Source organism: Tannockella kyphosi (genome assembly GCF_021054785.1).
Classification (GTDB): Bacteria; Bacillota_I; Bacilli_A; order Erysipelotrichales; family Coprobacillaceae; genus Tannockella; species Tannockella kyphosi.
On sequence record NZ_CP088239.1, the window covers coordinates 477,961 to 489,759 of the forward strand.

Here is an 11,799-nt window from a genome sequence, read left to right on the forward strand (position 1 = left end):
AACTAATTGTTTTTTTAGAAAAAGTATGCTACTGTATTGATAACAAGGAGATGAAATCATGAAAGAAACAGTATTATTATTAAACTTAAAAGATAGTGCTCATGGTAAGGCAATTGAAACAATTTTAACTCAATTCCAAATAGATGTAGTACATGTTAATAAAGAGGCAGTATTACAACAAATAGGTTATTTATTAAAAGAACCAGGATTTGAACCTAGTAGTAAAAGAGTAGATAAAGAAATAGTAGAAGAAGAAATGATTGTTTTCTATGAACTAGCAGATGAACAATTAGAACTTGTACTAGAAGTCTTTAAAAACGCTCATATACCTTTTATTCCACTAAAAGCAATTGTAACTCCAACAAATATAGAATGGACTTTCCATAAGCTATATGAAGCAATTAAAGAAGAATATGAGACTATGTCTAGAATAAAACAAGGAGCATAATGGTTAAATTAGTATTTATTAATGGAGTAATGGGTGTTGGTAAAACAACAGTTAGTAAACAACTATATACCAAATTAGATAAATCTCTTTGGTTAGATGGGGACTGGTGTTGGGTAATGAACCCTTTTGTAGTAAATAAAGAAACAAAGAAAATGGTTGTTAACAATATTGTATCACAACTACAAAATGCTATTGACTCAAAACAATTTGAACAAATTATATTTAGTTGGGTAATTGATCGAGAAGAAATATATGAGACAATTATATCTAGATTAACAGGTGATTTTGAATTAATTAAAATAACTCTTCTATGTTCTAAAGAAACACTTGCTAAACGCATAGAAAAAGATATTCAATGTAATAAAAGACAAAAAAATAACTTAGAAAGAAGTTTATTAAAATATGATTCTTATTTAAAATTAGAATCTATTAAAATTTATACAGATAATAAATTAATAGAAGAAATAGTAGAAGAAATTAAAGAAAGAGTGGCTTAGATGTTTAAAGCCACTTTTATTGTGCATAATTCTTTTATCTAGGAGGAACTGTATGAATACAAAGAAAAACTTAATGAGAGCTTATGTTAGTGAATGTCAGGCAAGAGCACGTTATGAAATGGCAGCAAAGGTTGCTAAAAAACAGAAGTTATATGTATTAGCAGACATGTTTTGTTTTACTGCAAAACAAGAAAAACATCATGCTATTATATTTTATGATCATCTAAAAAATATTTTTAAAGAAGAAAATATTTCAATAGAAGCTAATTATCCAGTAAATATACAAAATGATATTGCTTATTTATTAAATCAAGCAATGGAACATGAAAAAGAAGAATCTACAAGTATTTATCATCAATTTAGTGAAGAAGCTAGAAAAGAAGGATACTTAGAAGTGGCTGCATCTTTTGAAATGATTAGTGAAATTGAAGATTTTCATTATCATCGTTTTAAGAAGTTTCATGATTTATATACAAAAGGATCATTATTTCAAGGTGCTCCTGGACAAGTATGGATGTGTCTACATTGTGGATTTATTTATGATGGGCCTAAAGCTCCAGAAGTATGTCCAGCGTGTCATCATCCACAAGGATATTATATTAGAGTAGAACAAGCACCTTATTATCAAGATTAGATAAACAAATTGTTTATCTTTTTTTCATTTAGTACTGTTACTATTTGATTTTTTTGTTATAATGTGGAGAGAATAAATGGAGGTATTATATGAGTGATAGTAGAATTTGTATTGCTTTAGACTTTCAAACAAAACAAGAAGTAGAAACATTCTTGAATAAGTTTGAAGGAGAATCTTTGTATGTGAAAGTTGGGATGGAACTTTTCTATGGTGAAGGTATTGAAATGATTAAAATGATTAAGGAAATGGGACACCAAATTTTCTTAGATTTAAAACTACATGATATTCCTAATACTGTAAAAAGTGCGATGAAACAATTAGCAAAACTAGATGTAGACATGGTAAATGTTCATGCCTCTGGAAGTATCGCAATGATGAAAGCAGCTATGGAAGGATTAAATGAAGGAAAAGTTGGAAATAAAAGACCTTTATGTATAGCGGTAACATGTTTGACTTCATTAGATCAAGATGTATTAGAACAAGAATTATTAATTCAAAAGCCATTAGACCAAGTTGTATTACAATGGGCTACAAATGCTCGTGATGCTGGATTAGATGGGATAGTATGTTCCCCATTAGAATCAAAATTAATTCATGATAATTTAGGATCAGAATTCTTAACTGTTACACCTGGTATTCGGTTAGCTAGTGATAGTGTAAATGATCAAAAAAGAGTAACTACACCTGCTATGGCTAGAGAAATGACATCAAGTTATATTGTAGTTGGTAGAACAATTACAGGAGCTAGTGATCCATTAGCTACATATAAAAAAGTATATCAAGATTTTCAAGGAGAAAACTAACATGAAAAAAACAATAGCAAAACATTTATTAGATATTCAAGCAGTATTCTTAAGACCAAATGATCCTTTTACATGGGCAAGTGGAATTAAATCACCAATCTACTGCGATAATAGATTAACATTATCTTATCCTAATGTTCGTAAAGATGTAGAACAAGGATTAGCAGATTTAATAAAAGAAAAATTCCCAGAAGCAGAATGCTTAATGGGTACAGCTACTGCTGGTATTGCTCATGCAGCTTTAATTGCTGATATCCTAGAATTACCAATGGGATATGTACGTGGTGGTGCAAAAAGCCATGGCCGTAATAACCAAATCGAAGGAAAAGTAGAACCAGGAATGAAAGTAGTAGTAATCGAAGATTTACTATCTACTGGTGGAAGTTCTATTGAATGTGTAGAAGTATTAAGAGAAGCAGGATGCGAAGTGGTAGGTTTAGTTGCTATCTTTACTTATGGTTTAACAAAAGCTACTACAAACTTTGAAAATGCAAACTGTGCATATGCAACTTTAACAGACTATGAAACACTAATTGATGTAGCAAAAGACTTAGACTATATCAAAGAAGAAGATATGAATAAATTAAAATCTTGGAAACAAAACCCAAGTGATCCTAGTTGGATGGAAAAATAGTGCATAGCACTATTTTTGTTTCTTGCTTTAGTATTATATGGAACGAGTTTTATAAGTAAGTAGGATATCAGTTTTGACGGATAGCTTAGGATGATAAAAGTTGACATTTATTACATTTTAAGCTTATAATATCACATAAGAAACAATGGAGGAGACTGTATGTTTAAAAGTCTAAAATACGTTTTTAAAGAGAATGTTAGTAATATATATAGAATATATTCTATTTCTAGATATGAGATTATAGGGGATATGAGAGATTCAAAACTTGGTCTTTTTTGGAATTTTGCCAACCCTTTTATTCAAGTGCTTACTTACTGGTTTGTATTCGGATATATTTTAAGTAGGGGTCAAGTAGGAGATATACCGTACATATATTGGATGCTTGGTGGTATGGTAGTATGGTTTTTTATTTCACCGTGCATTACTGATGGATGCAATGCAATATATTCTAAGGTGAATGTTATTACAAAAATGAAATTTCCAGTCAGCATTTTACCTGCTACTGTTGTTATGAAAAAATTATTTGATCATTTCTGTATTATGATAATTTTACTTATTACATTTTTAGCAGGGGGATACTATCCTACTGTTCACTGGCTTGGACTAATATATTATGTTTTTTGTGCTATTGTTTTTGCAATTGCACTCTCTATGACAACATCTGTTTTAAATATGTTGGCACGAGATACTAGAAAATTAATTTTAGCATGTATGCGTCTTTTATTGTATTTAACTCCTATTTTATGGGAACTACCTTCAGGAATGCCAACTGTTATTAAATACATAATGAAAGCAAATCCCATTTATTACATAGTTCAAGGGTATAGGGATTGTTTCTTCTATCATAATGGGTTCTTATTTTACTGGAAAGAAATGATTGTGTTTTGGCTTGTTACAGCAATGCTAATGACAGTAGGAAGCTATATGATGTACAAATTTAAATTCAAATTTATTGACATGATATAAATGGAGGAACAAATGAAACAAGAATATGCTATAGAGCTGAGAAATGTATCAAAAATTTACACATTAAAAGCCAAAGAAAAAAAGAATAAAAAAGGGAAGCGTTTTTATGCGCTTAAGAACATAAATCTACAGATTCCTAAAGGAGAGGTAGTTGGTGTACTTGGAACAAACGGTTCTGGTAAGTCAACATTGTCCGTGATATTAGCTGGTATATCCGAAGTAGATCAGGGGATGATTGCTGTTAATGGAGAACAAGCACTAATTGCCATAAATGTCGGTTTAAATCAACAGTTGACAGGTTTAGAAAACATTGAACTAAAAGGAGCTTTATTAGGGTTAAGCAAAAAAAGAATTGACCAAATAACTGAAACTGTTATTGAATTTGCTGAATTGGGAGATTTTTTATATCAACCGGTAAAGAAATATTCTAGTGGAATGAAATCTCGTTTGGGATTTTCCATTAACTTAGCGTTAAATCCTGATATCATGATAGTTGATGAGGCGCTTTCGGTTGGAGATAAGACATTTGCTACGAAATGTTTAAACAAAATGAAAGAACTAAAAAAAGAGGGAAAAACAATTGTTTTTATTTCTCATTCCCTACCTCAGGTAAAAGAGTTTTGTGAAACAGCAGTTTGGATAGAAGCAGGGAAATTAAAGGAATATGGTCCAATCAATGAGGTATGCGAACATTATTCGGATTATGTTACTGCATACAATGCACTCAGTCCTAAAGAAAAGAGTAAACTTAGTAACGATAAGTTTGATAGTCGAGTTATAGCTGAAGAAAAAAAGAAATTTTGGAGGAAGTAATAGATGAAAAAAGTAATAACATATGGCACTTTTGATTTGTTTCACAAAGGTCATTTAAATATTCTTAGGCGAGCTAAAGAATTGGGGGATTATTTGGTTGTGGCTGTTAGTAGTGATAGTTTTAATGCATTGAAAGGTAAAAAAGCTTATTATAGTGAAGAAGATCGTGTGGCAATATTGGAAGCTATCAAATATGTTGATGAAGTAATTTTAGAGTATACTTGGGAACAAAAAAAAGAAGATGTTATAAAACACGATATTGATATTTTTGTCATGGGGGATGATTGGATAGGAAAATTTGATTTTCTGAACGAGTTTTGTGATGTTGTATACTTACCTAGAACGGAAGGGGTATCTACCACAAAAATAAAAAAAGACTTAGGAGACAAGTAAATGAAATTGAAAAAGAGACATTTTTCTAAAAACTATCTGAATAAATCTAAATATCTAAAACACATTGAAAATACTGTGATAGATGATCATATGATTGTTTTGGAATCACAAAAGGGTGCAAATTTACACGGGAATATATTTTATATTTTAAAAGAACTATTATGTAATGAGGAGTACGCAGATTATAAAATTTATGTAAGTGTGACTAAAAATAACGCAGACAAGTTTCGAATTTTATTAAATCAGTATAATCTTTCTACGAATTTATTGATTATGGGCACTGCACAGTACTATAAAATTATTTCTCAAACAAAATATATTATTCTTGATACAAGTCATGAGGCTTTTTTTATAAAAAAAGAAGGGCAAGTAATTCTTAATGTATGGCATGGAACACCTTTGAAAACTTTAGGAAAAAAAGATTATTCTGGAATGCATACTCTCGGAAATGTACAAAAAAGTTTTTTTATAGCTGATTTTTTATTATACCCAAGTGAATACATGATGAAACATATGATAGAAGACTATATGTTAAATAATATTGCAGAAGGTGTGTGTTTATTAGGTGGGTATCCTCGGAATGAAGCTTTTTTAAATGATGTTAACCCTGAAATTGTTGAAACGTTACAACTTTCAGGAAAAGAAGTAATAGGATATATGCCTACGTGGCGAGGATCAGTAGGAAAAGTAGATAGAAGTATTCAGATTATACATATTAGTCATTATTTACTCGAGTTAGACAAAAGTTTAACAGAAAATCAAGTTTTATTGGTTAATTTACATCCATTTATTGGCGATGCTTTAAATTTTGAAATGTTTAAAAATATAATACCGTTCCCTAAAGAGTATGAGACATATGATGTATTAAATGTATGTGATCAATTAATTACTGACTATTCAAGTGTTTTTTTCGATTTTGCCATTACAAAAAGAAAAATCTTGCTTTTTGCCTATGATGAGTCTGAATATTTAACGGATCGCGGATTATATATCCAATTAGATGAGTTGCCTTTCCCAGTACTAAAAACAGTACCAGAATTAATAGATGCGATAAATGAACCTAAGGGATATGATGAATCTGAATTTTTAAAAACATTTGCATCATATGAAAATAAGGAGGCTTCTAGCACATTACTAGAAAGAATAATCCTTGGCAAAAAAATGAAAGTGGAATTACCTATTCCTAATAATGGAAAACAGAATGTGCTGATATATAGTGGTGGTCTTGCAAAAAACGGTATCACAACAGCACTGTTTAACTTGTTAAATGAAATAGATGTAAATAAATATAATTATTATTTAACTTTTGCTGCTAAGGCGGTAGTAAAACACAAAGATATTTTACTAAATTTACCTAAAGGGGTTTGTTATATACCGACTGTTGAAAAAATGAATGCGGGAGTTTGTGATAAATTTCTGATTGTTCTAACCAAGAAAATCAAATTTAATGTAGACTATGATAGAAAAATTCTGGATAGGATTTATCAATATGAAATAAAGAGAACTTTTGGAAATATAAAATTTAGCAATGTTGTTCAATACAGTGGTTATGAAATGAAAAAACAAATGTTGTTTGGTAGATTTATGTGCAATAAAATTATTTATGTGCATAATAATATGGTTTCCGAAATTAATGTAAGGGGTGCTCAAAAGCCGAACATGTTAAGATATGCATATAATTCGTACGATAAAATTGCGCTTGTAACAGAAGATATGAGAGAACCTACACTGGAGTTTTGCAACAATGAGAGTAAATTTTTTGTGGCAAATAATATTATTGATTACAATAAGATTATCGAAATGTCTACGAAGCAATTTTCTTATGATGAAGATACTATTTCTACTTTAGAAATAGAAGAATTAGAAAAAATTCTTAAAAGCGAAAGTAGAGTTTTTATTAATATAGGTAGATTTTCTCCAGAAAAAGGCCATTTTAGATTAATTGATGCTTTTGAAAAAGTTTATAGTGAAGAAGAAAATAAACCATATCTCATTATTTTGGGTGGTCATGGAGTACTTTATAACGAGACATTAGAATATGCTGTAGGGAAAAACTGTAAAGATAATATTATTATTATCAAATCCATGTCTAATCCTTTCCCATTGTTAAAAAAATGTGATTATTTTGTTCTTTCATCACTACATGAGGGATTTGGGTTGGTATTAGCAGAAGCAGACATATTGGGATTACCCGTCATGTCTACTGATATATTAGGACCTAAATTATTTATGGAAAAACATGGTGGTTTACTTGTAGAAGAGTCGCTAGAGGGAATTGTTTTGGGTATGAAGAAAATGATGTTAGGAGAGATAAAACCACTAGGGGTTGATTATGAGTTAATGAATAAGACTTCTGTGAAACAATTTGAAGACATGTTGTTGTAGGAATAAAAACATCATGAAGTTTGGTTAAAAAAGTCGGTATATTAGAAAAACATGAAAAATAAATTATTTTATTTTTTAGGGGAGAATATTTCATTCTTATCTTTCGCTCTGATAATTGAATCTTTATTTTGGGCTTTTTAAATTTCTATAAAAGAATATTATTTTGCATATTTGTAGTATAGTCGTACGCAATTTAAACCGAAGTAGAAAAAATTATCAGGGTTACATAATCTTAATTTATAGTAACGTAAATAGTGAAAATTAGATTGTACTCTATAAAATGTAAGCAGTTCTTCGCAACGAGAGGTGCTTCCTAATTTTATTAGTATGTTTAAAACGGGAAATATTACTATATCTTAACAGTTGATATCTTTAAAAAGTTGGAGGAATTAATCTTGTTTGACACTGAAAATATAAAAAAATCCAGAAAAGTTTTTTGTAAAAACGATGCGGAGAAGACTGAGTTAATATATTCTGAAATTTTTCAAAATACATCTTTTAACCAATCACCTATATTAATTAAAAGCTACGAAGGAGAATTTCCAGAATATAGTATCCGAGATATCTGTCTTGTAAAAAAACATGATCAAAGAATCACGAAAAGGCGCAATGTTAGACTTATTATTGAGCGTGGTACACATATGATAGGAGATTGTTTAGAAGTTATGACTTATGGGTTGTCGATTTATGCATATAATTTGTCCAATCAATCAGGAATTTTAAAATGCGGATTAGGAAAAACGTATCCAGTAAGAGACGATTCTTATGATTCTAAAAAAAGTGAGATACCTGAAAAAAACAGTTTACTTGATAAATTTATAAGACGATTAACAGTCTCAGTTATTGCATATAGAAAAAAACTTTTAATCCATTTTAAAAACGCTATGTTAAAGATTTTACGAAGACTATATCCTTTTTTTAATGGGTTAATTATTAAAGATAAAAAAACCATTTTATTTATTTCCTTTCATGGTAGAGGATATTCAGATAATCCTAAGGCTTTACACGAATATATGTTAGAAAACTCTGAATTCAACGATTTTAAATTTGTATGGGCAATAAAGGGATGTAAAAAGAAAAATCTAGATATACCCAATGCAAAACAAATAGAATATGCAGGATTAAAATACTTGTATTATCTTGCAAGAAGCAAATATTGGATTAGTAATTGTAAATTACCGGCTTATGTATATAAATCTAAAAATCAAGTATATCTACAAACTTGGCATGGCACTCCTTTAAAAAGATTGGCACACGATATTATAGTACCTGAAGATACTACTTTTTATCGTTCTGAGATATCTTTTAAAGAGATGGCAGCAACATACGATAATGATGTTTCAAAATATAACTTTATGATTTCTCCAAGTGCTTTTACCACTGAAGTGTTTCAAAGCGCATTTGCAATTAATAGAGAAAGATTAATTGAAACTGGTTATCCTCGTAATGACTGCTTATCAAATTACAAAGAAGAAGAATTAGATCAATTAAAAGATAAGTATGGAATTCCCAAAGGTAAAAAAGTGGTTCTATATGCACCAACCTGGAGAGATAATAGTTATAATTTAAAAGGATATACTTTTAAATTAGAAGTTGATTTTTCTAAGTGGCAAGAAATACTAGGAGATGAATATGTAGTTATCTTTAAACCACATTATTTAATTATTAGTGATTTTGATGTAAATGCATATCAAGGATTTGTTTATTCTATTGATGCAACTGAAGATATTAGTAGACTATATATTGTTAGTGATATTTTAATAACTGACTATTCAAGTGTATTCTTTGATTATGCAATACTTGAAAGACCTATTTATTTCTATATGTATGATTTAGAATCATACCGTAGTGAACTAAGAGGATTCTATATTGATATATATAAAGATTTACCAGGAGATATTTTTGAATCAGAAATAAAAATGTTAAAAGATATTCGAGATGAAAAATATGATTATAATCGTTTAGAAGAGTTTAATAAACGTTTTAATAACTGTGAAGATGGTAATGCATCTAAAAGAGTAATTGATATTTTAATGGAAGGGAAATAAAGATATGAAGAGAAATGAAAAGATATTATTTTGTATTTTAAGTTTATTAAATAGAATAGTACTTTTCTTTCCTATTCATAAGAATCGTATTACTTTTGTTTCTCTCGAATCAACAGAGCTGGAATCTGATCTAAAACAAATTCATGATCAACTAGGTTCGGCTTATGATATAAAGAAAGTATTAATCGCTTATAAAAAGAAAACACTAATAAACAACTTTAAATATATGTTAAATACTTTTATTCAACTATATTATATTAATACATCTAAGGTAGTCTTAATTAGTGATAATAATTATGTAATAAGTAACTTTAAAAGAGAAGGTGTAACTGTTATTCAAGTATGGCATGCTGCTGGGGCCATTAAAAAGTTTGGTAATTGTTTAGAAAGAAACTATCGTATTCAAAACTATGATTATGTATTAGCTTGTAGTCCCTATTGGATAAAGCCTTATAGTGAAGCATTTGGTGTAAGAGAAGATCAAGTAAAAGTGATAGGATTACCAAGAATAGACCATCTCTATGATGTAGAATTCAAACAACAAGCTATTCATAGCTTAACCAAAAAATACTCTCAAATTATAAATAAGAAAGTGATTTTATATGCTCCTACATTTAGAGGAAATATTTATAAAGGTTTTAGAAAACTAGATTTTGATTATGAAGAAATTATTAATCAATTAGGAGATGATTATGTTATCTTATATAAATATCACCCTTTAATTGTAGATAATGATACATTTGATAATCCTAATATCATTGATGTAACGAAAGAAGAATTATATGAGTTATTTATGATAAGTGATATGCTTATTTCTGATTATTCTTCCATCATATTTGATTATTCTATCTTACAAAAGAAAATGATTTTCTATGTACCAGACCTAAAAGAATATCAACAAACTGTTGGTCAGTTTGTTGACTACAGTACGATGCCTGGTGCTATATGTAGAACAAGAGATAATTTAGTTTATTGTATATTAAATGAGAATAATAAAAAAACAGATGAATTTAGTCATCTGTATTTTCAATACTGTGATCAATTAAATACAATTCGTATTACCAAGTGGATTGACGAACTAATGAAAGAAGCTAACTAGCCTCTTTTTTTACTATATCAATTACATCTTTTAATGTATCAACAATGGCAAATGTCATCTCTTGATGTTCTTTATCTGGATAAACCATATCTGGTACACAAATAGTTCTAATTTTAGCAGCATATCCTGCTTCAATACCTGCATTTGAATCTTCTAATACCAAAGCTTCATTTGGCTTCACATAAAGCTTTTTACAGGCATTTAGGAATGTGTCTGGAAAAGGTTTCCCTCTTTCTACTTCATCACCACATATTGAGTCATTAAAATATGTTTCTAAGTTTGCTAGTTGTAAGATTGTATCTACTCTAGAACGGTGGCTAGAAGTAGCAACTATAGTTTTTATATTTTCATCTTTTAAGTATTGTAATAATTCTATTAAACCTGGTTTAAGAGGAACTCCTTTTGTTTCAAAGCTATTTGCCATATATAGATGAACTTCTTTTAAGACATCCTCAAAAGGAAAATCTTCTCCATGTAAAGTCTTCATCTGACTTCTGGCAAAAGAAACAGGCTTTCCTAAGAAAGTCTTATAAAATTCTTCTTCCATTGTTTTATTATAACCTTCTAAAACATGTTGATAACCTTCCATTGTTACTAATTCACTATTAATCATTAAACCATCCATATCAAATATAACCGCTTTTATCATATTAAATCCTCCGTTATTTAACTATATCATAAATGTCATAGAATAAAAATATTCCTTTAACATATAATTCACTGAGGTGAAGAAAATGCAAAGAGGGGATATATATTATGCGAATCTATCACCAGTGGTAGGCAGTGAACAAGGAGGATATCGTCCTGTTGTTATTATTCAAAACAATAAAGGAAATAAATATTCTACTACATTAATTATCGCACCAATATCATCTGCACCAAATAAACACCCTTTACCAACCCATGTTGTTATCCATAGCGAATACTTAGAAAAGAAATCAATCATTCTATTAGAACAAATCCGAACTATTGATAAATTACGTATGTGTCAAAAAATAGGAGAAGTATCAAAAGAACTACAAACAAAAATAGATCAAGCAATAAAAACCAGTCTTGATATTTGAGTAGCATAGTAAACT

At 29.2% G+C, this 11,799-nt stretch carries 13 protein-coding genes; 12 read left to right on the forward strand and 1 reads right to left on the reverse strand.

What is annotated here, in order from left to right; genetic code table 11:
* Positions 1 to 58 precede the first annotated feature (58 nt).
* From LRR82_RS02530 to LRR82_RS02580, 11 genes are all read left to right on the forward strand, one after another.
* Entirely contained in the window at positions 59 to 448 is a 390-nt protein-coding gene (locus tag LRR82_RS02530; protein WP_249029931.1) for a DUF3783 domain-containing protein, read from the forward strand.
* A complete protein-coding gene (locus LRR82_RS02535; protein ID WP_249029932.1) occupies positions 448 to 945 on the forward strand; it encodes an AAA family ATPase in 498 nt (165 codons plus the stop codon). The genes LRR82_RS02530 and LRR82_RS02535 overlap by 1 nt, the downstream gene beginning before the upstream one ends.
* 52 nt (positions 946 to 997) lie before the next feature.
* Positions 998 to 1,579, forward strand: coding sequence for a rubrerythrin family protein (locus LRR82_RS02540; RefSeq protein ID WP_249029933.1), 582 nt, complete (start codon positions 998 to 1,000; stop codon positions 1,577 to 1,579).
* Between the two features lie 89 nt (positions 1,580 to 1,668).
* The gene (pyrF, locus tag LRR82_RS02545; RefSeq protein ID WP_249029934.1) at positions 1,669 to 2,382 is read left to right on the forward strand and encodes an orotidine-5'-phosphate decarboxylase; all 714 of its coding nucleotides are present in this window, start codon (positions 1,669 to 1,671) and stop codon (positions 2,380 to 2,382) included.
* 1 nt (position 2,383) lies between these two features.
* Positions 2,384 to 3,016, forward strand: coding sequence for an orotate phosphoribosyltransferase (gene pyrE / locus LRR82_RS02550; protein ID WP_249029935.1), 633 nt, complete (start codon positions 2,384 to 2,386; stop codon positions 3,014 to 3,016).
* A 159-nt stretch (positions 3,017 to 3,175) separates the two neighbouring features.
* Positions 3,176 to 3,982, forward strand: a complete 807-nt coding sequence (locus LRR82_RS02555; RefSeq protein ID WP_249029936.1) for an ABC transporter permease — start codon at positions 3,176 to 3,178, stop codon at positions 3,980 to 3,982.
* A gap of 12 nt (positions 3,983 to 3,994) precedes the next feature.
* Positions 3,995 to 4,795: an ABC transporter ATP-binding protein gene (locus LRR82_RS02560; protein ID WP_249029937.1), complete on the forward strand. Its 801-nt coding sequence runs from the start codon at positions 3,995 to 3,997 to the stop codon at positions 4,793 to 4,795.
* 3 nt (positions 4,796 to 4,798) lie between these two features.
* On the forward strand, positions 4,799 to 5,188 hold the full coding sequence (tagD, locus tag LRR82_RS02565; protein ID WP_249029938.1) for a glycerol-3-phosphate cytidylyltransferase: 390 nt from the start codon (positions 4,799 to 4,801) through the stop codon (positions 5,186 to 5,188).
* Positions 5,189 to 7,573, forward strand: coding sequence for a glycosyltransferase (locus tag LRR82_RS02570; RefSeq protein WP_249029939.1), 2,385 nt, complete (start codon positions 5,189 to 5,191; stop codon positions 7,571 to 7,573). It abuts the gene before it with no gap.
* 641 nt (positions 7,574 to 8,214) lie between these two features.
* Positions 8,215 to 9,621 (forward strand): CDP-glycerol glycerophosphotransferase family protein, encoded by a 1,407-nt coding sequence (locus tag LRR82_RS02575; RefSeq protein WP_318031843.1) that lies wholly within the window; start codon positions 8,215 to 8,217, stop codon positions 9,619 to 9,621.
* A gap of 4 nt (positions 9,622 to 9,625) precedes the next feature.
* Positions 9,626 to 10,720: a CDP-glycerol glycerophosphotransferase family protein gene (locus LRR82_RS02580; protein ID WP_249029940.1), complete on the forward strand. Its 1,095-nt coding sequence runs from the start codon at positions 9,626 to 9,628 to the stop codon at positions 10,718 to 10,720.
* On the opposite strand, the gene LRR82_RS02585 is transcribed toward LRR82_RS02580, so the two are convergent.
* Complete coding sequence (locus tag LRR82_RS02585) at positions 10,713 to 11,369, reverse strand: HAD family hydrolase (protein WP_249029941.1); 657 nt, start codon at positions 11,367 to 11,369, stop codon at positions 10,713 to 10,715. The two genes, LRR82_RS02580 and LRR82_RS02585, sit on opposite strands and share 8 nt — an antisense overlap.
* An 85-nt stretch (positions 11,370 to 11,454) precedes the next feature.
* Here LRR82_RS02585 and LRR82_RS02590 point away from each other — a divergent pair, with 85 nt between their 5' ends.
* A complete protein-coding gene (locus LRR82_RS02590) occupies positions 11,455 to 11,784 on the forward strand; it encodes a type II toxin-antitoxin system PemK/MazF family toxin (protein WP_249029942.1) in 330 nt (109 codons plus the stop codon).
* Positions 11,785 to 11,799 lie beyond the last annotated feature (15 nt).

Excerpts from the sequence above, each read along its gene's own strand:
- LRR82_RS02530 (WP_249029931.1), top strand. The coding sequence starts at position 59 with ATGAAAGAAACAGTATTATTATTAAACTTAAAAGATAGTGCTCATGGT.
- LRR82_RS02535 (WP_249029932.1), top strand. The coding sequence starts at position 448 with ATGGTTAAATTAGTATTTATTAATGGAGTAATGGGTGTTGGTAAAACA.
- LRR82_RS02540 (WP_249029933.1), top strand. The coding sequence starts at position 998 with ATGAATACAAAGAAAAACTTAATGAGAGCTTATGTTAGTGAATGTCAG.
- pyrF (WP_249029934.1), top strand. The coding sequence starts at position 1,669 with ATGAGTGATAGTAGAATTTGTATTGCTTTAGACTTTCAAACAAAACAA.
- pyrE (WP_249029935.1), top strand. The coding sequence starts at position 2,384 with ATGAAAAAAACAATAGCAAAACATTTATTAGATATTCAAGCAGTATTC.
- LRR82_RS02555 (WP_249029936.1), top strand. The coding sequence starts at position 3,176 with ATGTTTAAAAGTCTAAAATACGTTTTTAAAGAGAATGTTAGTAATATA.
- LRR82_RS02560 (WP_249029937.1), top strand. The coding sequence starts at position 3,995 with ATGAAACAAGAATATGCTATAGAGCTGAGAAATGTATCAAAAATTTAC.
- tagD (WP_249029938.1), top strand. The coding sequence starts at position 4,799 with ATGAAAAAAGTAATAACATATGGCACTTTTGATTTGTTTCACAAAGGT.
- LRR82_RS02570 (WP_249029939.1), top strand. The coding sequence starts at position 5,189 with ATGAAATTGAAAAAGAGACATTTTTCTAAAAACTATCTGAATAAATCT.
- LRR82_RS02575 (WP_318031843.1), top strand. The coding sequence starts at position 8,215 with ATGATAGGAGATTGTTTAGAAGTTATGACTTATGGGTTGTCGATTTAT.
- LRR82_RS02580 (WP_249029940.1), top strand. The coding sequence starts at position 9,626 with ATGAAGAGAAATGAAAAGATATTATTTTGTATTTTAAGTTTATTAAAT.
- LRR82_RS02585 (WP_249029941.1), bottom strand. The coding sequence starts at position 11,369 with ATGATAAAAGCGGTTATATTTGATATGGATGGTTTAATGATTAATAGT.
- LRR82_RS02590 (WP_249029942.1), top strand. The coding sequence starts at position 11,455 with ATGCAAAGAGGGGATATATATTATGCGAATCTATCACCAGTGGTAGGC.